Consider the following 22,992-nt stretch of genomic DNA (forward strand, 5'->3'; position numbering starts at 1 on the left):
TCCTCTTCATGACCGAGGGCCCGTCGGTTCCGGGGGAGCCGACGGGCCCTCACTCATGCCCGCGGCTTGGCCAGTTCGGCCTCGATGAGGCCGGCTGCCCGCCTGGTGCCGCCCTCCTTGGCCATGTCGGCCTGGATCTCCTTCAGGCGGTGGGCGACCTCGGGGTCGTCGACGAGGTCGAGGGCGGCGGCGCGCAGCGCCTCGGGGGTGGCCTCCTCGGTGGGCAGGTGCCGGGCGACACCGAGGCCCTGGAGCATGTCGGCGTTGCCGAACTGGTCGACGGCCTGCGGGACGGCGATCATCGGGGTGGCAGTGGCCAGTCCCTCCTGGCTGCCGCCCGCCCCGGCGTGGGTGACGAACAGGTCGGCCTGCCGCAGGATCGCCAACTGCGGCACCCAGGAGCGCACTTCGAAGTTGGCCGGTACGTCGCCCAGTTCGGCGGGGTCGACGTGCCTGCCGATCTGGAGCACCACGTGCCAGCCCGGCAGGTCGGCGAAGGCGCGGACGCAGTTGCGGTAGAACTCCGGCTGCTTGGTGAAGGACGAGCCCAGCGAGACCAGGACGACCTTCTCCGCGCCGGCGGGCCGCCGCCAGCCGCCCTCCGCGCTCCGGTCGCCCTGGCAGGCGCCGACGAAGGTGTGGACGCTCTCGTCGACGCGGTCGGCGTTGGGCTGGAGCGCCTTGGGGATCAGCACGATGGAGCGGTCGGGGCGCCCGGCGAACGGGTCGGGGTGCTGGGTGATCCCGTTCTCCTCCAGCCAGGCGTGGAAGCGCGCGTAGTACGCCTGGCCGCGTTCGGTCTTCTTCGGTTCCTCCCACATCGGTTCGGCGACCTCCTTCTCGTACCCCTCCCAGGCGACGAGGTTCGGCGACAGGGAGACGGCCGGGACGCCCCACCGGTGGGCGAGGACCCGTGCCGGGTACGAGGTGATGTCGTGCAGGACGAGGTCGGGTTCGTCGCCCTCGTAGGCCGCGATGAGCTGGGGCAGGGCCTGGATGGCGTCGTTCAGGAACGGCTCGACGTTGTCCAGGAGGGTGCTGCCCCAGGCCGACGGGTCGTCGTCGGGTGAGGGCAGCGTCGAGTTCCAGGTCTTCACCTCGGCGCCGGTCTCGGCGACCTTGTCCGCGAAGACGGGCGGGATCGCGTACGTGACCCGGTGGCCCCGTGCGACGAGTTCGCGGATCACCTCCAGGCTGGGGTTCACGTGGCCGTGGGCGGCGATGGAGAACATGGCGATGTGGGCGCGGCTGGTCATGTCGCGGAGCGTATGCGAGACGAGACGTCTCGTGCAACTTATTTCGGCGATCACCGCGTCAGCGCCTCGTGCAGCCGCAGCCACCGCTCCGGCGGCACCTCACCGACGAGCACCGCCGTGTCCAGCCGCGCGGCGCGGAAGGCGGCGTCGACCCGTCGCCCGGGATGGGCGCGTCGCAGGGACGCGTGCAGCGAGCCGCCGACCCCCGAGAACCCCAGCTCGACCAGTCGGGCCCAGTCGCGGTACGCGGCGCCGTCCAGCAGCGGTGTGGGGCGGCGTTCGATACGGATGATCCCGGCGTCGACGCGCGGCGCGGGCCGGAAGTGGTGCCGGCCCACCCGCCCGGCCAGCCGCCACTCGTGGCGCGGCCAGGTGCGGATGGTCAGCAGGGTCCAGCGCCCGTAGTCGCCCGTGCGCTTGCGGGCGTACTCGAGCTGGGTGATGAGGGTGGCGTCGGTGAGGGCGGGCGCCCTCAGACACCAGTCGACGATGTCCGCGGTGCGGGAGAAGGGCACGTTCCCGGCGACGGAGAACGGCACGCGCGGGGGCCGGGCGGCGAGGAAGTCGCCGGCGACGACCCGGACGCGGGGGCTGCGGTCGAAGCGGGTGCGCAGCCCGGGTACGAGCCGCGGGTCGATCTCGTAGGCGAGCAGTTCCCGGCAGCGGCGGGCGAGCGGCTCCGTCAGGGCGCCCTTGCCCGCGCCGACTTCGAGGAGCAGGGAGGTGCGGCGGCCGTCCGGGACGGCGAGCCGCGCGAAGCGTTCGGCGGTGCGGCGGTCGGCGAGGAAGTTCTGCGAGAGCACCTTGGAGGTGCGCGTGGGGCGGGCCATGGCCTGCGGTCCTTGTCTTCCGGTGAGATGCGGAAAAGGGCAGCCGAAGGCCCTGACCGGAAGACCGTGAAAGGTGAGAAGAAGGGGTGGCGGACGCGGGGCGCCGGGTGATCAGCGCGCGCGGGACCCCAGGCCGGTCAGGGCTCCGGGGCCACGACGCATCCGAAGGAAGTACGTCATGCCCCGGCCGTGACCGGAGTTGAAGATCGCGTTGAAGGCTGCCACGGAACGGACGTTAGGCGCCCCGGGGCCGGCGGGCAACGCGTTTTCGTCAGCGCTGGTAGCGGGCGAGGACGAGGTTGCCGTCCTCCTCCAGGCGTCTGCGCAGCTCGTCCAGGCCGATCCCGCCGCTGTAGTACTCCTGGAACGCCGGGGTCGCCACCTTGTCCTTCCACTCCGGATAGCCCCGCACCGACTGGGCGGGCGCCGAGCGCAGGTGGGCGGCCAGGGCGGTGCCCGTGGCCCAGTCGTGCTCGGCGGTGCGCAGCGCCGGGTCCTTCAGGGCCTCGGTGCCGGTGGGCAGCATCCAGTCGCCGAGGGCGAGACGCACCATGTTCTCCGGCCGCAGCAGGAAGTCGACGAACGCGGCGGCTTCCTTCTTGTGCGGGCTGTCCTCGGCGATGGACAGCGTCTGCGGGCTGACGCCCTGGGCGAGGCCGTCCGCGCCGGCCGGGGCGGGCAGCACCTGCCAGTCGAAGCCCTCCGGGGCCTGCTGCGCGATCTGCTGGCGGTAGGAGAAGCCGAGCGGGACCATCGCGTACCGGCCGCCGAAGAAGCCGGGCAGGGTGTCCGAGCCGCCGCTGCCGAGGGTGGTGGGCGAGGCGCTGCGGTCGGTGGCGACCTGGTCGTGGACGGTGCGCGGCACGACCTCGTCGGCCGCCTCGAAACGCACGGTGACCCTGCCGTCCGCGTCCCGGTGGAAGAGCCGGCCGCCCGCCGACAGGGACAGGTTGAGCGTGGCGGAGACGGGCTCCTTCAGGGGCCAGGCCACGCCGTACTTCCCCTCCCCGGACAGCCGGCGGGTGACGGCGCGGAACTCCTCCCAGCTCCACGGGTCCTCGGGTGTCGGGATCCGCACGCCCGACTCCCTCAGCCAGGTCGCGTTGGCGATCAGCACCCGGGGCTCCTGGAGGAATGGCACGCCGTAGACGCCGTCGCCGAAGGTCGTCGTGTCCCAGGTGTGCCGCGGGATGTCCGTCTTGAGGCGGTCGGACAGCAGGTCGGTCAGGTCGGCGAGATAGCCGCCGTAGGCGAAGTCCGCGAGGTCGTCGGAGGCGTCGTGGATGATGTCGGGGGCCTCGCCGCCCTCGAAGGAGGTGAGGAGCTGGTCGTGCACGCTGTCCCAGCTGCCCTGGACGTACTCGACACGGACGTCCGGGTGGGTGGCGTTCCACTCGGCCACGAGTTCCTTGTTGGCCTCGACGGACTCCTGCTGCCAGGCCAGGGACTGGAAGCGCAGGGTGATCCGGCCGTCCCCGCCCCCGTCGTCTGCGCCGTCGCCGGAGCAGCCCGCGAGCAGCATCAGGGCCGCGAGGAACGCCGCCGTCAGCCTGGTGCGCATCAGCTCTTCACCGCCCCGGCGAGCATGCCGCCGGTGATCCGCCGCTGGATGACGGCGAAGACGACCAGCGACGGCAGGGTGGCGAGGAACGCGGCGGCGGCCAGCGGGCCGAGGTCGGCGACGCCCTCCGCGCCGATGAAGTGGGTGAGGATCACGGGCAGCGTCTGTTTCTCCGGGGACTTGAGCAGGACCAGCGCGAAGAAGAACTCGTTCCACGCGGTGATGAACGCGAACAGCGCCGTCGCCACGATGCCCGGCGCCAGCAGCGGCGCGGTCACCGACACCAGCGTCCGCAGCCGTCCGGCCCCGTCGACCGCGGCCGCCTCCTCCAGTTCGGTGGGCACCGCGCGCACGTACCCGGCGAGCATCCACAGCGCGAACGGCAGCGCCCACACCACGTACACCATCACCAGGCCCGGCAGGGAGTTGATCAGCCGGAGGTTCTTCAGCACCAGGAACAGCGGGATGATCACCAGCACGAACGGGAACGCCTGGCTGACCACCACCCATCCGGTCGCCGCCCGCGCCAGCCGGGTGCGGTGCCGGGCCATGACGTACGCCATCGGCGTCGCGATCAGCACCGCGGCCACCGCCGCCGCGGCCGCCGCGAGCAGCGAGTTGAGCGCCGCGCGCAGCAGCGGCTGCTCGTCGAAGGCCTGCCGGAAGTTGGCCAGGGTGGGGTTCTCGGGGATCCAGGTGGGGTGCAGACTGCCAAGCTCCTGCGGCGGCTTGAAGGCCGTGGAGAGCAGCCAGAGGAATGGGAAGGCGAGGAACAGCAGGTACGCGAGCAGCGCCGCGTACTGTCCGATCCGGGCCGCGGTGCGGGTCCTCACGAGTCGTCACCTCCCTTGAGCCGGCCGACCAGGAACACGGCGAGCAGTACCGAGATCACCGCCACCATGACGCAGCCCATCGCCGCGGCGTAGCCGAACTGGCCGTAGCGGAAGGCCTCCTCGTAGGCGAAGAGCATGGGCAGGCGGGTGCGGCCGCCGGGGCCGCCGTTGGTCAGGACGTAGACCAGGGCGAAGGAGTTGAAGTTCCAGATGAAGTTCAGCGCGGTGATGGCGAGCGCGATCGGGCGCAGGGCGGGCCAGGTCACGGTGCGGAAGCGGCGCCAGGCGCCCGCGCCGTCGAGGGCCGCCGCCTCGTGCAGTTCCCGTGGGGTGTTCTGCAGCCCGGCGAGCAGGGCGACCGTGGTCTGCGGCATTCCCGCCCACACGCCGACGACGATCACCGCGGGGAGTGCGGTGCCGAGGCCGCTGAGCCAGTCGCGGCCGTCGCCGAGTCCCAGGTCGCGCAGGGTCTCGTTGAGGATGCCCGCGTCCGGGTTGTAGACCAGGCGCCACATGATGCCGACGACCACCTCGGGCATCGCCCACGGGATGATGGCGAGGGCGCGGGCGAGCCATCTCAGGCGCAGGTTCTGGTTCAGCAGCAGGGCGAGGCCGAGGGCCAGCAGGAACTGCGGCACGGTCACCCCGACCGCCCACACCAGGCCGATCCGGAACGACTCCCAGAACAGTGTGTCCTGCGCCAGGTCCCGGAAGTTGAGTCCGCCGATCCACTGGGTGGGCTCGGTCCGGCCCGACTGCGCGTCGGTGAAGGCCAGCAGGACCCCGTACAGCAGCGGTCCGGCGCTCAGCACCAGGATCGGGATGAGCGCGGGCAGTACCAGGAACCAGGCCCCGTGGCCGTCGCCGCGCCGCCGGCGGCCCTGGTTCGGCGCGCGTTTCTCCGGGCGCCTCACCTCGGTCACCACTGTCACGTCATCGGCTCCTTTGCGCGGGTCGTGACGGTCCAAGCCCGGCGGGCCACCGTCATGGTCGTGAAGGCGGTATACGCCGTCAAGGCACCGCGCATACGGCCGCTTACCCGGTGCGACCTGTGCGGATGCGAGACTGGCCGACAAGCGGCGGAAATCGGCCACGGCGACGGACCGGCAGATCGCGGATCAGCGGATCGCGGATCGACGGAACGACGGATCGAGAAGACGGAGGCGGACGATGGACGAGGCACTGGCGCGGGACGTACTGGCCGAGGCGGGTGTGCTGCCCGGCCCGGCGGGGGACGCCCGGCTGCTCGCCCTGGGCGAGAACGCCGTGTTCGCCGCCCGGGACCTGGTCGTGAAGGTGGGCCGGGACGCCGAGCTGCTGGACCGCGCCCGCCGTGAGCTGGACATCGCGGTGTGGCTGGAAGAGGCCGGTGTCCCCACGGTGCGGGCGGCCGAGCCGAAGGCGCTGCTCGTCGAGGGCCACCCGGTGACGGTGTGGCACCGGCTGCCCGATGCCGTGCGGCCCGCGGAGCCGCGGGACCTCGCCGAACTGCTGCGGGTCGTCCACGCGTTGCCCTCCCCCTCGTTCGATCTGCCGCGCCGCGAGCTGCTGGGCGGTGTGGAACGCTGGCTGCGTCTGGCCGGCGATGCCATCGACCCGGCGGACGCGGCGTATCTGCGCGAGCGCCGGGACGGCTTCGCGGCGGCCGCGGCCGCGCTCACCCCGCATCTGCCGCCGGGGCCGATCCACGGCGACGCGCTGCCCCGCAATGTGCACATCGGCCCCGACGGGCCTGTCCTGGTCGACCTGGAGACCTTCTCCGCCGACCTGCGCGAGCACGACCTGGTGGTGATGGCCCTCTCCCGCGACCGGTACGGGCTGCCCGCCGAGGCGTACGGCACATTCACCGAGACCTACGGCTGGGACGTGCGCGCCTGGGAGGGCTGTACGGTGCTGCGCGGCGCCCGTGAGACGGCGAGTTGCGCCTGGGTGGCCCAGCACGCGCCGAGCAATCCCAAGGCGCTGGCCGAGTTCGAGCGACGGGTGGCGTCACTGCGGGACGGGGACGAGACGGTGCGGTGGTACCCCTTCTGACGGACCACTCGGACCGGGCTCCGAGCCCCGCCCCGGTCCACCCGTCACATCAGATCTGCGCCGCCCCGGCCGGCTGCTCCCGCAGCGGCCAGTTGCCGTCGATCACCGCGTCCCGCTCGCCCTTGCGGCGCAGGAAGTTCTGGAAGTCCGCCGCCCAGTCCGCGTACCACTCGATCTGGCGGCGGTGCAGTTCCGCCGGGCCGAGGGCCGCGATCTTCGGGTGGCGGTCGGCTATCGCACCGGCCAGGCGCGCGGCGGCCAGGGCGTCGGCGGAGGCGTCGTGGGCGGAGTCGAGGGGAACGCCGTACTCCGCGCACACCGCTTCGAGAGTGCGCTTGCCGCGGCGGTAGCGGTCCGCCCGGCGGTCGATGGTGTACGGGTCGACGACCGGGGCGGGGTCCTGGCCGCCGAGGCGCTCGCGCAGGGACGGCAGTCCGTGCCGGCGCAGTTCGGCGGAGAGCAGGGTCAGGTCGAAGGAGGCGTTGTAGGCGACGACCGGGACGCCCGCCTTCCAGTACCCGGCCAGGACGTCCGCGACGGCGTCGGCGACCTGGTCGGCGGGGTGGCCCTCGGCGGCCGCGCGTTCGTTGCTGATGCCGTGCACGGCGACCGCGTCCGCCGGGATCTCGACTCCCGGGTCGGCCAGCCATTCCTTGCGGCCCAGCGGCTGCCCGTCCCTGACCTCGATGACGGCGGCCGTGACGATACGCGCCTCGTGCGGATCCGTCCCGGTCGTCTCCAGGTCGAAGCCGATCAGCAGCTCGCGGTGCCAGCCCATGGGCGGTCCCCCTTCTCGGTGGTGCTTTCCCCCAGTGGTCTCCACCTTCGCATGCGCCACTGACAATCGGCGGCCCACGTTCCGCTCACCGACCCCACCGGGCCTTCAGGACACCGGCATTCAGGACACAGGTCGCGAATCAGCCCAGGCCACCTCGAACTCCTCGCGGTACGTGGAGAAGAGCCCGGCGTCCAGCGCCCCGTCCTGTTCGTCCGCCTTGACCACCCGGCCGCCGTTGCGCAGCACCAGCACCGGCGCCTCCATGCCGCGGGTGCGTCGCAGATAGTTCTGCACGACCGCGATGCCGTCGGAGCCGTCGCCGTCGACGAGGTAGGCGGTGAAGCGCGGCGTCTCGTCGAAGACCTGGATCTCGAACGCGCCCGGGTCGCGCAGCCGGGCCCTTACCCGGCGCATGTGCAGGATGTTCATCTCCACGGCCCGGCTCAGCTCGCCGCGTTTGATGCCCAGTTCGCGCTCGCGCCGCTTCACCGCACTGGAGGCGGGGTTGAGGAACAGCAGCCGGGTCCGGCAGCCGGCCTCGGCGAGACGGACCAGGCGCCGTCCGGAGAAGTTCTGCACCAGCAGGTTGAGGCCGATGCCGATGGCGTCGAGGCGGCGGGCCCCGCCGAAGATGTCCTCGGCCGGGAACTGGCGCATCAGCCGCACCCGGTCCGGGTGGACGGCCACCACGTCGGCGTACCGGTCGCCGACCAGGTCCTCGACCGCGTCGACGGGCAGCCGGCGGGCCGACGGCACGTCGCCGCCCGCGCCCAGGATCTCCAGCAGCCGCGCGGAGGCCCGCTCGGCCTGGCCGAGCACGGCCTCGGAGAGGGCGCGGTTGCGGGAGACGACGTTGCGGGTGACCTCCAGCTCGTCCAGGGCGAGTTCGACGTCCCGGCGTTCGTCGATGTACGGCTCGAAGCAGGGCCAGTGCTGCACCATCAGCTCGCGCAGTTGCGGCAGGGTGAGGAAGCTGAGGACGTTGTCGTCGGCGGGGTCGAGCAGGTAGCCCTTGCGGCGGCTGACCTCGCGGACCGCGACCGCGCGCTGCACCCACTCCTGTCCGGCCGGTCCGGCGGCGGCGACGACCCACTCGTCGCCGTGGACGGGTTCGTAGATGGGGCGCAGGACGGCGGCCACGACGGCGCGCATCCGCTGCTCCACGAGGTTCAGCCAGATGTAGGCCCGGCCGGCGCGCTGGGCGCGGGTGCGCACCTCGCGCCAGGCCTCGGCGTCCCAGTCCAGCTCAGGGCCGATGGAGTTGGTCTCCATCGGCCTGGCCAGGGACACCGTGCCGGGCGGGACGTCTGTGGAGTTCCCCTCGTGACCCTCGTCACCTGGGGGCAACTCCAGCCCTCCCGAGCCCACCCGCGCACCGCCTTCCGCTCCCGGGCACTCCCCGTGTCAACGATCAAGGAAGGGTACTCCGGGAGCGGTGGGCGGTGCAGCCGGATGGGCAGGCCGGTTTTCTCAACTTCCCCGGGTGACGCGCCCGTTCTGGTCGGCCAGCTCCTTCGGAGTGAGCGGATTCATAGCGGTGACGTCGCGCGGGGCGATGGTGAAGCCCTGCCAGTGGACGGGCATCGGCTGCTGGTCCTCGTCCCGTGCGACGTGGTGGAAGCCGATGTTCATCCAGACCACGGGCCGGGTGAGGGTCTGCCCGTCGACCCACTTGTCGACGGAGTTTCCGGCGCCGGTGCCGCAGTGGTGCGGGTTGTCACTGGCGTACTGTTCGCACTTCTTGTACTCGGTGAAGTAGACGTCGTGCTTGGTGAACGCCCGGCCGGGGTACTTGGCGGTGGGTCCGGGCACCAGTTCGTAGGAGCGCGGGTGCCCGTCCTTGTTCTTGCCGGCGGTGCTGACCACGCGCCACCAGCGCATGTTCTTCGAGTCGCCGGCGAGTTCCTTGGTGACCTTGGTGCGCGTGGTCTTGTTGGACGGTGCCGGGCGGCCCTGGGAGGGCGGGCTGACGACGGAGTCGTACTGTTCGATCTTCGTCTTGGAGGAGCCGTCGAGGCCGAAGTTGAGCCGCCAGAAGACGTTGTGGCTGTGGCTGGTCGCCTTGTCCTCGGCGCCCTTGCCGATCGGCCAGCCGCGGCCGTCGTCGGCGTCGTAGTCGTTGGGCGAGAGGCTGCCGGTCGCGCCGACGTTCATGGAGATCGTGCCGTCGTCGGAGAAGCGCCACTCGGTGATGTACTCGTACCAGTCGACCTTGTTGACGCTGTAGACGAGCAGGTCCTTGCCCTGCTTCTGGTAGGACTTCCCGGCGTCCGACAGCCAGCGGTAGGCGTGGCCTCGGGAGCGGGTCGTGGTGCACAGGCCCTTGACGTTCGAGCTGTCGGAGTACGAGGGCTCCGGGACCTTGACCGTCTTGATGGTGCCGCCGGGGCACTCCCCGGGCGACAGGTTCATCAGTCCGTCGCCGAAGAAGTACTCCGTCAGGTCGTTGAACTCGTTGCCCCCGTCGTCGTACGGCACGTGGATCTGGGCGAGCTTGGCGCTGTTGAGCACCTTGATCGGGCGGGGCTCGCCGGGCGGCTGGTAGGAGACGTCCTCCAGGACGATCCCGGCCCGGCTCTCGAACCGCCAGCACATCCGCCAGGTGGTGCCGGAGGCGAGCTTCTGCTCGATGCGGTAGGCGGCGCCGCAGTCGGCGGCGGGCGCGGCGGGGGCGGCCTTCGGCTGTGCCGCGGGCTGGGCGGCGGCCGGTCCCGCGCCGGCCGCGGCTCCGGCGGCCAGCGCTGCCACGGTGAGCCCCACGGCCGCGTGCGTGCGGGCACGGCTGAATCTGTCGAGGCGCATGGAAAAGTGACTCCCTTACAGGAGAACGCAGGTCCTCCGACTGGAGGATGAGTTGGAAAAGCGAACCCTCGGCGGGCTCAGTCGCGGTCGAGCGCGGCGACCTTGCGGGCGCTCAGGTCGATCACCAGGTGCCCCGCGTCGATCCACGGGCCGTTCTTGACCTTCGGGTACAGCCGCGCGCAGCGGTGCTCACCGCACTGGTCGAGCACGGCGGGCTGGGCACCGGGGGCCGACTTGTAGATCATGCTGTGCAGCTGGAGCTGGTCCGCGGAGGTGAGCTCCTTGCCGGTGGCGTCCTCGTAGTCCGCCTTCAGGCCCGCGGCCAGCGGGTCGGCGAGGAGCAGCCCGGCCGCCTCGTCCTGCTCGGCGCGGCTCAGCGGCGGCTGGACGCCGCGCTGGGTGGCGGTCGCCTCCACCTTGCCGGTCTCCAGGTTCACCGTCCTGGTGACGAGGGTGTCGTCCTTGTAGTCGTAGAAGGACACCTCGGCGCGCCGGGGCGCGTCCGGGTCGTCGAGTTCGTCGGCCTCCGGCTCGGCGAGGTCCAGGCCGACGCGCTGCGGGCCGCGGTCGCCGTCGACGTCCTCGCTGGAGCGGAAGAGCTGTTTGCTGAGGGCGACCCGCTCGACCCGCGCCCGCTCGTCGTCGGTGAGCGGGTCACGGCCGGTGCCGCGCTCCTCGTCGGCCGGCGCCTCCTCGACGACGCCCGGCCCGACGGCCGCTCCCTGTTCCTGAGGCCCCTCTGCCCGGCTCTGCCCCTGGGCCGGCTGTCCGGTCGTGCGGCCCGACGCCGGCCCCCCGGCCGTGTCGTCCGCCCCGGCCGTGCCCGGCAGGGTGATCGCCATCATCAACGCGGTCCCCGCGACCGCGATCCCCGTTCCCGCCACCACCTTGCCCAGATGGCGGCGCACTGTGTCGCGCACATCTCCCCCTACTCCCCCGGTTCGCATGGGAGTACGTTTCTGCCCCGCTGGTTCGGCATACGTCGTATGCACTGGTCGACCGGTAAGAGGGAAGTAGGGCAGAGGAGGTTCCCTCACTTTCGAAGGAGACTCGGGCCCAAGGCACCCCCCGTGGCGCGGCACACCTGGAAGAGTCGTAACCATGCAGGTCTGGCCTGGAGAGGCGTATCCACTCGGCGCCACGTATGACGGCGCCGGCACCAACTTCGCGGTCTTCACGGAGGCCGCGGACCGAGTAGAGCTGTGTCTGCTGCACGACGACGGCTCGGAGACGGCGGTGGAACTACGGGAGAGCGACGCGTTCGTACGGCACGCTTACCTGCCGGGTGTGATGCCGGGGCAGCGGTACGGCTACCGCGCGCACGGCCCGTACGCCCCGGAGCGCGGGCTGCGCTGCAATTCCGCGAAGCTGCTGCTCGACCCGTACGCCCGTGCGATCAGCGGGGCGGTCGACTGGGGGGAGGAGGTGTACGGCTACCACTTCGGCGCGCCCGACCGGCGCAACGACCTGGACTCCGCGCCGCACACCATGACGTCCGTCGTGGTGAACCCGTACTTCGACTGGGGCGACGACCGGCGGCCCCGGGTCGAGTACCACCGGACGGTGATCTACGAGGCCCATGTGAAGGGCCTGACCATGCGCCATCCGGGGCTCCCGGAGGAGCTGCGCGGCACCTACGCGGCCCTGGCCCATCCCGCGGTCATCGAGCACCTCACCGAGCTGGGCGTGACCACCCTCGAACTGATGCCCGTACACCAGTTCGTCAATGATCACCGTCTGGTGGACATGGGCCTGAACAACTACTGGGGCTACAACACGATCGGCTTCTTCGCCCCGCACAACGCGTACGCCTCCTGGGGCGACCGCGGGCAGCAGGTGCTGGAGTTCAAGTCGGCGGTCCGAGCGCTGCACGAGGCGGGTATCGAGGTCATCCTGGACGTGGTCTACAACCACACCGCCGAGGGCAACCACCTGGGCCCGACGCTGTCCTTCCGGGGCCTGGACAACGCGCAGTACTACCGGCTCGCGGACGACCCCCGCTACTACATGGACACCACGGGGACGGGCAACTCGCTGCTGATGCGCTCCCCGCACGTACTCCAGCTGATCATGGACTCGCTGCGGTACTGGGTGACCGAGATGCACGTCGACGGGTTCCGCTTCGACCTCGCGGCCACCCTGGCCCGGCAGTTCCACGAGGTCGACCGGCTGTCGTCGTTCTTCGACCTGGTGCAGCAGGACCCGGTGGTGTCCCAGGTGAAGCTGATCGCCGAGCCGTGGGACGTCGGCGAGGGCGGCTACCAGGTGGGCAACTTCCCGCCGCTGTGGACCGAGTGGAACGGCAAGTACCGGGACACGGTGCGCGACCTGTGGCGGGGCGAGCCCCGCACGCTCGCGGAGTTCGCCTCCCGGCTGACCGGGTCCTCCGACCTCTACCAGGACGACGGCCGGCGCCCGCTGGCCTCCATCAACTTCGTCACCTGCCACGACGGCTTCACCCTGCACGACCTCGTCTCGTACAACCACAAGCACAACGAGGCCAACGGCGAGGACAACCGTGACGGCGAGAGCCACAACCGGTCCTGGAACTGCGGGGTGGAGGGCGACACCGACGACCCCGGTGTACTGGAGCTGCGCGCCCGCCAGATGCGCAACTTCATCGCCACGCTGATGCTGTCCCAGGGTGTGCCGATGATCAGCCACGGCGACGAGTTCGCCCGCACCCAGCGCGGCAACAACAACGCCTACTGCCAGGACAACGAGCTGTCCTGGGTGGAGTGGCCGGACGGCGAGGGCCTCGGCCCGGAGATGCTGGAGTTCACCCGGGCGATGGTGTGGCTGCGCAAGGACCACCCCGTCTTCCGCCGCCGGCGCTTCTTCCACGGGCGGCCGGTGGAGGGCACGCACGACGACCTGTCCGACATCGCCTGGTTCACCCCCGAGGGCCGGGAGATGACCCAGCGGGACTGGGAGTCGGCGCAGGCCTCGGCCCTGTCGGTGTTCCTCAACGGCAACGCCATCTCAGAACCGGGGCCGCGCGGGGAGCGCATCGGCGACGACTCCTTCCTGCTGATGTTCAACGCCTCCCCCAGGCCGCTGGACTTCGTGGTGCCGGTGAACCACGGCCGCCAGTGGCAGGTCGTCGTCGACACCGCCCTCCCGGAGGGGGTGCAGCCGGGCACGGGCGCGAAGGTGGCGGCCGGCGAGCGGATGCGGCTGCTGGACCGGAGCCTGACGGTGCTGCAGCGGCCCGCCTAGGTCCTGGCTTGCCCGGCTAGGGCCGACCCGGCTTTTCGGGCACGCGCGCGTGGAGGGGGTTCTCGGCGCGTCCGGAGTACGTCGTCGGACGCGCCGTCAGCGCGATCGCGCAGGCGAGTGCGGCCGCGAGGCTCGCCGCCGCGAACGCCGCGCCGGGTCCGTGCGACTCGGCGAGCCGGCCGGTGAGGGCGAGCGCCAGGGCCTGGCCGCCGACGAGCGCGCTCGTCGCGAACGCCATCGCCTCGGCGAGCCGCGCTCGCGGGACCACGCGTTCGGTCAGCCCGAACACCGTGATCAGGTGCGGGGCGTAGGCCACGCCCAGCACCGTCACGACGGCGTACAGGGCGCCCAGGCCGTCCGTGGCCATCAGGGGCAGCGACAGAGCGCACGCCGCCGCGGTGGCCGTCCGCCAGCGTGCCGTCAGCCCGAAACGGGCGGGTACGGTGGCCATGGCGAGGCCCGCGACCGCGCTCATCACGCCCATCGCGGCGTACACCAGCCCGGCCTGCTCCGGCCGGCCCAGCCGTTCGGTGAGCGCGGTGACGCCGGCCTGGCAGGCGCCGAACATCGCACCCTGGAGCGCGAGGGCGGCCCGCAGGGGGTGGACCGAACGGGGCATGCGGGGCCGGGACGGGGCGGCCGGGGACTCGGGGGCGGGGCCGGAGCGGGCCGGCGCCGTGGCCCGCGCGGTCGGGTGGAGGGCGAAGCCGGTGCCGCAGACGGCCACCAGGAGGGCCGCCAGCGCGAGGGCGTGACCCGGATGGGCGACGACCGCCGCGAGGCCGACCAGGGCGGGTCCGAGCACGAACGAGATCTCGTCGAGGGTGCTCTCGAAGGACAGCGCCGCGCCCACCGTGGCGTCCGGGGCCCCGGTGCGGCGGGCGAGGGCCACCAGACGGGTCCGCGCGAGCGGGCCGATCAGCGGCACCGACGCGCCCGCGAGCGCGCCGAGCAGGACGAGCAGCGGCGTCGGCGGAGCGGCGAGCGCGCCCGCCACCAGCGCGGTGACGGCGAGGGCGTTGAGCAGGGAGCAGGCGAGCACGACCGGGCGCTGGCCGTGCCGGTCGGCCAGCCGGCCCACCAGCGGCCCGCACGCCACCTGCCCGAGCGCCAGCGCGCCCCCCGTCAGGCCGGCGACGGCCAGGGAACCGCTGGTGCGGGCGACCAGCAGCACGCTGCCGAACTGGATGGTCGCGGTCGGCAGCCGCCCGAGGAACGACACGACCGGCAGCAGCGGCCCGGTCAGCGCGATCACCTCGCGATAGGTCCCCAGCGTGCGGCGCAACCCGGTGCTCCCCATCGCTCGAAGCTAGCCACGCGCGCGGGTGCGCGCGGAGGGGACGATGACACGAAACACCGCGGGGCGGGTATGTGGCTTTCCATGACACCTGAGCGCCCTGACCGCGCGGTGCCCACCGCCACCTACCGGCTTCAGTTGCAGCCCGAGTTCCCGTTCTCGGCCGCCGCGGCGGCCGTACCGTACCTGGCCTCGCTCGGCGTCTCGCACCTGCACCTGTCCCCCGTGCTGGAGGCCGTCCCGGGTTCCGTGCACGGCTACGACGTCGTCGACCACGCGCGCGTGCGCGCCGAACTGGGCGGTGAGGACGGGCTGCGCGCGCTGTCCCGTACCGCGCGGGAGCACGGTCTCGGTCTGGTGGTGGACATCGTGCCGAACCACATGGCCATGGCCCCGCGGCACAACCGGGCCCTGTGGGAGGTGCTGCGGGAGGGACCGAAGTCCGCGTACGCGCGGTGGTTCGACATCGACTGGGAGGCGCAGGGCGGCCAGGTGCTGCTGCCGGTGCTCGGTCACCCGCTCGCCGCGGAGCTGGAGCGGCTGACGGTCGACGGCGACGTGCTGCGCTACCACGACCAGGTGTTCCCCCTGCGCGAGGGCACCGAGGACCTGCCGCTGCCACGGCTGCTGGACGCGCAGTGGTACCGGCCGGTGTGGTGGCGGCTGGCCCGTACGGAGCTGAACTACCGGCGGTTCTTCAGCATCTCGGAGCTGATCGGGGTGCGGGTGGAGGACCCGGAGGTGTTCGACGCCACGCACGCCACCGTGCTGCGGCTGCTGCACGAGGGAGTCGTGGACGGCCTGCGCGTCGACCACCCCGACGGTCTCGCGGACCCCGACGGCTATCTCCGGCGGCTGCACGAGGCCACGGGGGGCCGCTGGACGGTGGTGGAGAAGATCCTCTCCGACGACGAGCAACTGCCGGCGTCCTGGCCGGTCGCGGGCACCACCGGCTACGACGCCCTGCGGCGGGTGGACGGAGTGTTCACGGACCCGTCCGGGGCCGCCGAACTCCTCTCCCGCTACCGGCGTTTCGCGGCCCCCCAGACGGACCGGGGCGGGCACTGGGAGGCGACCGCGCGGCGGGCGGCGTACCGGGTCCTGGAGCACGAGCTGGCCACCGAGGTCGACCGGCTGACCCGGGTGGCGAACCGGCTGTGCGCCGCGTCGCCGGATCCGGCTCTGCGCGACCGCGCGCCCTGGGCGCTGCACACCGCGCTGCGCGAACTGCTGGTCCGGATGGAGGTCTACCGCCCCTACGAGTCCGGCGACCCGGCGCTGGTCGTCACCGAGGAGGCCGCCGCGCGGGCCCGGTCGGCGTTCGCCGTCCCGGAGGAGGCCGGCGCGGTCGACGTGGTCCGCGAGCTGGTGCTCGGACGGCACGGCGGCGGACCCGACCAGCTGGAGTTCCGCACCCGGTTCGCGCAGACGGCGTCGGCGCTGCGCGCGAAGTCGGTGGAGGACACGGCGTTCTACCGCTATGTGCCGCTGCTGTCGGCCACCGAGGTGGGCGGGAACCCGGGGCGGCCCGCGATGTCCCCGGAGGAGTTCCACGCGTACTGCGCGCGCGTGCAGCGTGACTGGCCCCTCACCGGGACGGTCGTCTCGACGCACGACACCAAGCGCAGCGCGGACGTGCGGGCCGCGCTCATGGTGCTGACCGAGTGCCCGGAACGCTGGACGGACGTACTGGGCGAGGTGAGCCGCGCCGACACCGGCGCGCCGGACGGGCAGCTGGCGTGGGCGGCCTGGCAGACCGTGTTCGGGCTGGGGCCGGCCGACCCGGAGCGGGTGCGGGAGGCGCTGCTGAAGCATGTGCGCGAGGCCGGGATGTACACCAGCTGGACGGAGCAGGAGCCGCCGTACGAGGAGGCGGTGGCCGCGTTCGTGGCGGCCGGGCCTTGCGGGGCGCCGGGCGAGCCGGTGGCCCGGCTGCGCCGCGCGCTGGAGCCGCACATCCGGGCCAACGTGCTGGGTACCGCCCTGGTGCACCTGACGATGCCGGGCGTGCCGGACGTGTACCAGGGCACGGAGGTGGAGTACCGGGCGCTGGTCGATCCGGACAACCGGCGGCTGGTGCGGTTCCCGCCCGAGGACCCCGGCGACAAGGGCGCGGTGACGGCGGCCGCGCTGCGGCTGCGGGCGCGGCGGCCGGGGGCGTTCGGGGACACGGCGACGTACACGCCGCTGGCCGCCGAAGGGCCCGCGGCGGCGCACCTGCTTGCGTACGCGCGTTCGGGGCAGGTGGTCACGGCGGTCACCCGGTTGTCCCTGCGGCTGGCGGAGGCGGGCGGCTGGCGCGACACCCGGCTGGAGCTGCCGCCGGGACGCTGGACCGACGTGCTCGGCACCGGGCGGGAGTTCAGTGGGTACGCGCGCGTGGCGGAGCTGCTGGAGTCGCTGCCGGTGGCGCTTCTGGAGCGGGTCGGCGAGGAGGAGTGAGCCGGGCCGGTGCGGTGCCCTGCGGCCAGCGGGCCCGCAGGAGGTCCACGAAGGCCTCCGCGACGCCGGTCGGGGGCACGCGCGTGTAGACGCTCAGTGTGCGCTTCCACGGCGGGTCGGGCGACACCACCACGCAGTCCTCGCCGACCGCGCCGCGCACGATGTGGGAGGGCACGGCGCACACGCCGACCCCGGCGGCGGCCATCCGCACCGCCGTGGAGCTGTGCTCGGTCCACACCGCGCTGCGCGGGACGAATCCGGCGCGGCCGCAGGCCCAGTCGAGGATGCGCCGGCCGTGGACGAAGGGTTCCATGGAACAGCGGATCCAGGCGCGGTCCGCGAGTTCGGGCAGCGACACCGTCGTACGGCCGGCGAAGCGGTCGTCGAACGGCAGCACGAGGACGATCTCCTCCTCGCCCACGGGCAGGATCGTGCCGCTCCAGTCCGCGGGGGCCGGCCCGAGGGCGAGGTCCGCCGTGCCGCGTTCCACGGCGTCCTGCAGGGACTCCGTCTCGGCGTACTCGTGCAGGCGCAGCACGACGCCCGGGTGGGCGGTGCGCCAGTGGGCGAAGACCTCCGGCAGGACGCCGACCGCGAGCGCGTGGACGGCCGCGACGTGCAGTTCGCCGCCCTCGGCTCCGGCGGTGGCGCGGGCCGCGCGGCGCGCCTGGGCGGCACTGCGGACGGCGACCTCGGCGTGCGGGCGGAAGGCGCGGCCCATCGGCGTCAGGCGGACTCCGCGCGGGAGGCGTTCCAGCAACTCGCCGCCGACCGACCGCTCCAGGGCCTTGATCTGGTGGGACAGCGCCGGCTGGGACACGTGCAGCACCTCGGCCGCGCGGGTGAAGGACTGCTCCTCCACGACCGTGAGGAAGTACTCCATCTGACGCAGACTCATGCCCCGACCGCCCCCGCATCCGCTCCCGTGCCCGCGTCACCCACGCGGCGCGCCGCCATGGACGCCGCCATGGCTGCCATAAACGTCCTTCATCGAATCCACAAGAACATTGCCTTGGACGTATGGCAAGTGCCGGGCGGAGGCTGGGCGCATGGACACAGCGGACGTCATCGTCATCGGCGGCGGCACCGGCGGTTACAGCACCGCGCTGCGCGCCGCGGCCCTCGGTCTCGACGTGGTGCTCGTCGAGCGCGACAAGGTGGGCGGCACCTGTCTGCACCGCGGCTGCATCCCGAGCAAGGCGATGCTGCACGCCGCCGAACTGGTGGACGGGATCGCGGAGGCGCGCGAGCGGTGGGGGGTGAAGGCGACCCTGGACGCGGTGGACTGGTCGGCGCTGGTCGCCACCCGCGACGACATCGTGGCCCGCAACCACCGGGGCGTGGAGGCGCATCTCGCGCACGCGGGCGTGCGGGTCGTACGAGGGAGCGCGCGGCTGACGGGGGCGCGCTCGGTGCGGGTGGACGGCGTGGACGGGCGCGGGGGCGCGGAGGGCGTGCATGACTTCGCCGCACGCCGGGGAATCGTGCTCGCGACCGGCTCACGCCCGCGCAAGCTCCCCGCGCTCACACCCGACGGCCGACGCGTGGTGACCAGCGACGACGCGCTGTTCGCGCCCGCGCTCCCGGCCTCCGTGCTGGTGCTGGGCGGCGGTGCGATCGGTGTGGAGTACGCCTCGTTCCACCGTTCGATGGGCGCGCAGGTCACCCTCGTGGAGGCCGCCGACCGGATCGTGCCCCTGGAGGACGCCGACGTCTCCCGGCATCTGACGCGCGGTCTGAAGAAGCGCGGGGTCGACGTGCAGACCGGCGCCCGGCTCCTCGACGCGGAGGTGCAGGCCGACGGCGTACGCGCCCGGGTGCGCACCACGCGGGGGGAGACCCGCGTGATCGAGGCCGAGCGGCTGCTGGTGGCGGTCGGCCGGGTGCCGGTCACCGACGGCCTGGACCTGGCCGCCGCGGGCCTCTCCACGGACGAGCGGGGGTTCGTCGTACCGGCCGACTGGAACCGTCTGGAGACGGCCGTGCCGGGTGTGCACGTCGTCGGCGACCTGCTGCCGCCGCCGTCCCTCGGACTGGCCCACGCCTCGTTCGCGGAGGGCCTGCTGGTGGCCGAGACCCTGGCCGGGGTGCCGTCCGTGCCGGTGGACTACGCGGCCGTGCCCCGCGTGACGTACTCGTCGCCGCAGACCGCGTCGGTGGGCCTGAGCGCGGCGGGGGCACGCGCGCGGGGGCACGAGGTCGACGTCAACACCATGCCGCTCACCGCCGTGGCGAAGGGCATGGTGCACGGGCAGGGCGGGATGGTGAAGGTCGTCGCCGAGGCGGGCGGCGGACAGGTGCTCGGGGTGCACCTGGTCGGCCCCCATGTGTCGGAGATGATCGCCGAGAGCCAGCTGATCGTCGGCTGGGACGCCCAGCCCGACGACGTGGCCCGGCACGTGCACGCGCATCCGACACTGTCGGAGGCGGTCGGCGAGGCGTTCCTCACGCTCGCCGGGCGGGGCCTGCATCAGCAGTGAGTCCGGTGCCGGGCAGCGCGGGCGTGCTCCCGGGCGCCCCCTGGAGGCTCCCCCGTGGTGCCGCGCGGTCTCCTTGACACCGTCCCGAGAGCGTGCGGTACTGCCGGTGCGAACCCGGGCGGACATACGGGGGTGAGTCCTCTGCCGGAGCTGCGCTACCCCACCGTGGCCGAACAGGTCGCCTCCGCGCGGACGCTGGCCGCCTCGCACCCCGGCTTGTGCACGCTCCGCGCGGTGGGTGTCTCCCGCGCGGGCCGTCCGCTGCACCTGCTGTCCGTGGGACGCGCGCGCCGCGCGGTGCTCGTCGTCGCGGGCGCCCACGCGAACGAGCCGGCCGGCCGCTCCACGCTCCTCGCGCTCGCCGGACGGGTGGCGGCCGAGCGACGGCTGCGCGCGGGGACGTCCTGGCACTTCCTGCTGTGCGCGGACCCGGACGGGGCGAGCCTGCACGTGACCCCGGCGCCGCGCAGTCTGCTCGACTACCACCGCGGCTTCTTCCGGCCCGCCGGACCGGAGCAGCCCGAGTGGTCCCCCGCCGTACTGCCCCCGGACCGGCTGCCGCCCGAGACCCGCGCTCTGACCGGCGTGATAGACGAGCTGCGCCCCTACCTCCAGGTGACGCTCCACGGGACGGATCTGGGCGGCAGCTGGGTGCAGCTGACGAAGGACATACCGGGCCTCGCGGAGCCGTTCGGCAAGTCCGCGGCGGAGCTGCGCATACCGGTGGAGACGGGCGCCTCCGACGCGGCGGGCTGGCCCGCCTCCGGTCCGGGCGTGCATGTGATGCCCGCGCCCGGCTCGGTGGCCTACCCGAGCATGCCGGACGACGCCCGGCGCAGCACCTGGTACCACGCCCACCGGTACGGCGGGCTGACCGCGGTGGTCGAGGTGCCGATGTGGGCGAGCGACCTGGTGGACGATCCGGCACCGCATCCCGCGCCGGGCGCGGCGCTCCGGCGGCTGGCGGACCGGCTGCTGCGGGACGCGCTGGCGGTGGAGGACGTGCTCACCGAGGCGCTGCCTCGCCTGGACGGCTTCGACGGGCCCCTGCTGCGGGCCGCCCGGTGGGCGCTGGAGCTGGTGCCGGGGCTGGCGGCGGACCTGCGGCGGACGCCGCCGGCGGACCACACGATGGCGTACGTCGGCAGCGTGGACGCGTTCGCCCGGCGGCTGCCGCTGCGGGCCGCGGCGATGCTGCTGCGGGTGCTGCGGGAGACCGACGACCGCGCGGTGCCGCGGCTGGAGCAGCTGGTGACGGGATGGAGCGACGCCTTCGCGCATCGGTTCCGGGCCCGCTGGGTGCCGTTGGAGCACCAGGTCGAGCACCAGTCCCGCACGGTGGTCGCGGCGGCGCTGCACGCGCGCGACAGGGCGGTGTGAGGCGTCCCCGCCGACGCGTGCCGGGACCGTGCGGCGGCGTCCCGGTCACGCGCCTGGGCGTTCCTGTGAGACGCGCCCCACGCGCACGTGCCTGCGAAAAGTGCCCCCACGCGCGCGTGCCCGTCCCCGAGCCCGCCCCGAGCCGTTCAGGAGTCCAGCGCGAACACCGCTCCCGTCACCGCCTCCAGCTGACAGGTGTTCGAGAAGGTCTCCCGGTAGTCGACCGGCCGCCCCCGCCACTGTCCGCGCGCCTGGGCAGTCACGGGCGCGTAGATCATCGCGCAGGCGGCCCCCTCGGGCGCGACACGGCGGATGCCGCCGCCCAGGGCGTCGAGCTGGGCGCAGGCCTCGCCGGCCCGTGCGTGTCCCCGGGGCGGGTCGCACAGGAGCAGGACGGCACGCGTGGTGCCGGAGGGGGCGCCGCCGGGGCGGAGCCAGCCGAGGCCCGGGGACAGCGCGTCGCCCCGGGTGACGGTGAGGTGGAGCCAGGTGCCCGGGCCGCTCGCGGGGATGGGATCGGCCGCGGCCCGCGCCGGTGCGGGGGCGACGGCGAGCGCGGCGAGCAGGGCGGCCGCCGTCGGCAGACCGCGCCGTACGGCTCTCGCTGTGGTGGTGTGCGTCATTCCCGGTGCATCGGCACGACCGGCTCGGAGCCCCAGTCCGGCTCACCCGAACGGGAGCGCGCGGGCGGCTGCCGCGCGGCCAGTTCGAACGCGGCGAGGACCACGCGGGACTGGTATTCGGTCTGGCGTGCCACCGGGACCCACTCGGCTCCGCAGCCGTCGCGGTAGTCGGCGCACCACCCGTCGAGGAGCCGGTTCAGCTCGGGCAGCGCGCCGGCCGGGTCCCGGCCCGACCCGGTGACGAGCTGGTGCAGCAGTCCGGCGGTGCGCAGGGCGAGGCGGCGTCCGGCGATGCGCAGGGCGGTCAGGTGGGCGACGTCGAGCGGCGGCAGGGGACGGCGCCGGTCGTCGAGGTCGGGGTCCCAGGCGTCGGCGAGACCGGGGCAGACGAGCAGGTAGTCGTCGACCGGCGCCAGCAGGCGGGCCGCGTCCGGTGCGCCGGCGGTGTACGGGCGGAGCCGGGCGAGGAGGTCCCGCAGCAGCCGGGTGTCGTGCCGCAGGGTGTGGCTGACGGTCCGCAACCGCGCCTCCGGGTCGGCGGGCACGGTGTCGTCCTCCACGGCCGCCACGCCCCACATGGGTGCCTCGACGACGGCCGTGACGGTGCCGTACCGGTGCGGGTGGAACCAGGTGGACTCGACGGCGGCCTCGGTGATGGCCGCGACCCGGTCGCCGCGGCGCGGCGGCGGGATCCGGTAGACGGCGGGGCCGAGGCACGGCCAGTACAGGGTGTCGTAGGGGCCGAGTTCACGCGGGACGTCCATCCGGGCCGCGATGTGGGCGACGCGCCCGGCGAGGCCGGGCAGGTCGCGGGTCAGCTCGACGAAGCCGCCGCCGACGTCGACGCCGTGCAGCGAACAATGGAAGAAAGGTTTCAGCTCGTCCTGGAGCGCGAGCAGGGCCCGGGTTTCCGGCAAGGTGGCGCCGGCCGCGCCGTCGGGCAGCCATTCGGGCTGTTCCAGGAAGCCGGGGCGGAAGAAGTGCCGGAAATAGCGGCCGAGGCGGTACGGGCCCGTCAGCCAGCCCTCGTTGCGGCGCAGGCCGTCGGGGTCGAGGCAGAGCAGCAGGTTCCAGGTGGCGTCGGCGCCCTCGGTGAGGCGCGGGTCGGCGAGGGCGCGCTCGGCCAGGCGCAGCACGGTGGCGCCGCCGACGGGCTCGTTGGCGTGCGGTCCGGCGACGATCAGGGCCTGGCGGCGGCCGTGACCGATCGAGAGCAGCCACAGGGGCGTGCCCGCGCGGGAGGTGCCCACGCGGCGCAGCCGGGCGTCACGCGGGTGGCGGGCGGCGAGGGCGGCGGCCCGGGCGCCCAGCTCGTCGACGGTCGGATAGCGCAGGAGGGGCGGCAGGGCACACCTCCGTCGTGACGCTGCGGATTCACCTGGTGTACGTGGTGTACGCACAGTCAGTCACGACTTCAGGTGTACGTCAACACTGCGACCGCGCGGGCGACTTGGCCG

Annotated in this window: 17 protein-coding genes and 1 pseudogene; 5 read left to right on the top strand and 13 right to left on the bottom strand. The window is 73.3% G+C overall.

The features are described 5' to 3' along the window. Positions 1-53: 53 nt before the first annotated feature. The 5 genes and pseudogenes from ACSU6L_RS08265 to ACSU6L_RS08285 form a co-directional block, all read right to left on the bottom strand. Positions 54-1,293, bottom strand: a pseudogene (locus ACSU6L_RS08265) (glycosyltransferase). Positions 1,294-1,306: 13 nt separating this feature from the next. Beyond that, complete coding sequence (erm(O), locus tag ACSU6L_RS08270) at positions 1,307-2,086, bottom strand: 23S rRNA (adenine(2058)-N(6))-methyltransferase Erm(O) (protein ID WP_437055058.1); 780 nt, start codon at positions 2,084-2,086, stop codon at positions 1,307-1,309. A gap of 271 nt (positions 2,087-2,357) precedes the next feature. Next, positions 2,358-3,647: an ABC transporter substrate-binding protein gene (locus ACSU6L_RS08275; RefSeq protein WP_437055060.1), complete on the bottom strand. Its 1,290-nt coding sequence runs from the start codon at positions 3,645-3,647 to the stop codon at positions 2,358-2,360. Next, positions 3,647-4,480 carry a carbohydrate ABC transporter permease gene (locus ACSU6L_RS08280; RefSeq protein WP_437055062.1) on the bottom strand — a complete coding sequence of 278 codons (834 nt, stop codon included), beginning with the start codon at positions 4,478-4,480 and terminating at the stop codon, positions 3,647-3,649. Before ACSU6L_RS08280 ends, ACSU6L_RS08275 begins: the two co-directional genes overlap by 1 nt. Continuing rightward, a complete protein-coding gene (locus ACSU6L_RS08285; RefSeq protein ID WP_437055064.1) occupies positions 4,477-5,412 on the bottom strand; it encodes a carbohydrate ABC transporter permease in 936 nt (311 codons plus the stop codon). Before ACSU6L_RS08285 ends, ACSU6L_RS08280 begins: the two co-directional genes overlap by 4 nt. Before the next feature lie 238 nt (positions 5,413-5,650). Here ACSU6L_RS08285 and ACSU6L_RS08290 point away from each other — a divergent pair, with 238 nt between their 5' ends. Then, positions 5,651-6,514, top strand: a complete 864-nt coding sequence (locus ACSU6L_RS08290; RefSeq protein ID WP_437055066.1) for a phosphotransferase enzyme family protein — start codon at positions 5,651-5,653, stop codon at positions 6,512-6,514. 49 nt (positions 6,515-6,563) lie between these two features. Here ACSU6L_RS08290 and ACSU6L_RS08295 read toward each other — a convergent pair whose 3' ends face one another. The 4 genes from ACSU6L_RS08295 to ACSU6L_RS08310 form a co-directional block, all read right to left on the bottom strand. Beyond that, positions 6,564-7,292: a 3'-5' exonuclease gene (locus ACSU6L_RS08295; RefSeq protein WP_437055068.1), complete on the bottom strand. Its 729-nt coding sequence runs from the start codon at positions 7,290-7,292 to the stop codon at positions 6,564-6,566. A 120-nt stretch (positions 7,293-7,412) separates the two neighbouring features. Next, positions 7,413-8,660 (bottom strand): SAV2148 family HEPN domain-containing protein, encoded by a 1,248-nt coding sequence (locus ACSU6L_RS08300; RefSeq protein WP_437055070.1) that lies wholly within the window; start codon positions 8,658-8,660, stop codon positions 7,413-7,415. A 102-nt stretch (positions 8,661-8,762) separates the two neighbouring features. After that, positions 8,763-10,094, bottom strand: a complete 1,332-nt coding sequence (locus ACSU6L_RS08305; protein WP_437055072.1) for a copper amine oxidase — start codon at positions 10,092-10,094, stop codon at positions 8,763-8,765. Between the two features lie 77 nt (positions 10,095-10,171). Beyond that, complete coding sequence (locus ACSU6L_RS08310; protein WP_437055074.1) at positions 10,172-11,014, bottom strand: Tat pathway signal sequence domain protein; 843 nt, start codon at positions 11,012-11,014, stop codon at positions 10,172-10,174. A 181-nt stretch (positions 11,015-11,195) separates the two neighbouring features. Between ACSU6L_RS08310 and glgX the strand changes: the two genes are divergently transcribed. Further along, on the top strand, positions 11,196-13,313 hold the full coding sequence (gene glgX, locus ACSU6L_RS08315) for a glycogen debranching protein GlgX (RefSeq protein WP_437055076.1): 2,118 nt from the start codon (positions 11,196-11,198) through the stop codon (positions 13,311-13,313). A 16-nt stretch (positions 13,314-13,329) separates the two neighbouring features. Here glgX and ACSU6L_RS08320 read toward each other — a convergent pair whose 3' ends face one another. After that, a complete protein-coding gene (locus ACSU6L_RS08320; protein ID WP_437055078.1) occupies positions 13,330-14,613 on the bottom strand; it encodes an MFS transporter in 1,284 nt (427 codons plus the stop codon). An 81-nt stretch (positions 14,614-14,694) separates the two neighbouring features. Here ACSU6L_RS08320 and treY point away from each other — a divergent pair, with 81 nt between their 5' ends. Then, on the top strand, positions 14,695-17,052 hold the full coding sequence (treY, locus tag ACSU6L_RS08325) for a malto-oligosyltrehalose synthase (RefSeq protein WP_437055080.1): 2,358 nt from the start codon (positions 14,695-14,697) through the stop codon (positions 17,050-17,052). Here treY and ACSU6L_RS08330 read toward each other — a convergent pair. After that, positions 16,973-17,950 (bottom strand): LysR family transcriptional regulator, encoded by a 978-nt coding sequence (locus tag ACSU6L_RS08330; protein WP_437055082.1) that lies wholly within the window; start codon positions 17,948-17,950, stop codon positions 16,973-16,975. The genes treY and ACSU6L_RS08330 overlap by 80 nt on opposite strands. A 151-nt stretch (positions 17,951-18,101) precedes the next feature. Between ACSU6L_RS08330 and lpdA the strand changes: the two genes are divergently transcribed. Then, positions 18,102-19,532 carry a dihydrolipoyl dehydrogenase gene (gene lpdA / locus ACSU6L_RS08335; RefSeq protein ID WP_437055084.1) on the top strand — a complete coding sequence of 477 codons (1,431 nt, stop codon included), beginning with the start codon at positions 18,102-18,104 and terminating at the stop codon, positions 19,530-19,532. A gap of 132 nt (positions 19,533-19,664) precedes the next feature. After that, positions 19,665-20,912 (top strand): M14 family zinc carboxypeptidase, encoded by a 1,248-nt coding sequence (locus tag ACSU6L_RS08340; protein WP_437055086.1) that lies wholly within the window; start codon positions 19,665-19,667, stop codon positions 20,910-20,912. A 146-nt stretch (positions 20,913-21,058) separates the two neighbouring features. Here ACSU6L_RS08340 and ACSU6L_RS08345 read toward each other — a convergent pair whose 3' ends face one another. Next, complete coding sequence (locus tag ACSU6L_RS08345) at positions 21,059-21,535, bottom strand: SSI family serine proteinase inhibitor (RefSeq protein WP_437055088.1); 477 nt, start codon at positions 21,533-21,535, stop codon at positions 21,059-21,061. After that, entirely contained in the window at positions 21,532-22,935 is a 1,404-nt protein-coding gene (locus tag ACSU6L_RS08350; protein ID WP_437055090.1) for a M14 family zinc carboxypeptidase, read from the bottom strand. Before ACSU6L_RS08350 ends, ACSU6L_RS08345 begins: the two co-directional genes overlap by 4 nt. Positions 22,936-22,992 lie beyond the last annotated feature (57 nt).

Source organism: Streptomyces sp. enrichment culture (assembly GCF_964272855.1).
Taxonomy (GTDB): Bacteria; Actinomycetota; Actinomycetes; order Streptomycetales; family Streptomycetaceae; genus Streptomyces.

Excerpts from the sequence above, each read along its gene's own strand:
- treY (WP_437055080.1), top strand. The coding sequence starts at position 14,695 with ATGACACCTGAGCGCCCTGACCGCGCGGTGCCCACCGCCACCTACCGG.
- ACSU6L_RS08295 (WP_437055068.1), bottom strand. The coding sequence starts at position 7,292 with ATGGGCTGGCACCGCGAGCTGCTGATCGGCTTCGACCTGGAGACGACC.
- ACSU6L_RS08275 (WP_437055060.1), bottom strand. The coding sequence starts at position 3,647 with ATGCGCACCAGGCTGACGGCGGCGTTCCTCGCGGCCCTGATGCTGCTC.
- lpdA (WP_437055084.1), top strand. The coding sequence starts at position 18,102 with ATGGACACAGCGGACGTCATCGTCATCGGCGGCGGCACCGGCGGTTAC.
- ACSU6L_RS08290 (WP_437055066.1), top strand. The coding sequence starts at position 5,651 with ATGGACGAGGCACTGGCGCGGGACGTACTGGCCGAGGCGGGTGTGCTG.
- glgX (WP_437055076.1), top strand. The coding sequence starts at position 11,196 with ATGCAGGTCTGGCCTGGAGAGGCGTATCCACTCGGCGCCACGTATGAC.
- ACSU6L_RS08320 (WP_437055078.1), bottom strand. The coding sequence starts at position 14,613 with ATGGGGAGCACCGGGTTGCGCCGCACGCTGGGGACCTATCGCGAGGTG.
- ACSU6L_RS08330 (WP_437055082.1), bottom strand. The coding sequence starts at position 17,950 with ATGAGTCTGCGTCAGATGGAGTACTTCCTCACGGTCGTGGAGGAGCAG.
- ACSU6L_RS08345 (WP_437055088.1), bottom strand. The coding sequence starts at position 21,535 with ATGACGCACACCACCACAGCGAGAGCCGTACGGCGCGGTCTGCCGACG.
- ACSU6L_RS08305 (WP_437055072.1), bottom strand. The coding sequence starts at position 10,094 with ATGCGCCTCGACAGATTCAGCCGTGCCCGCACGCACGCGGCCGTGGGG.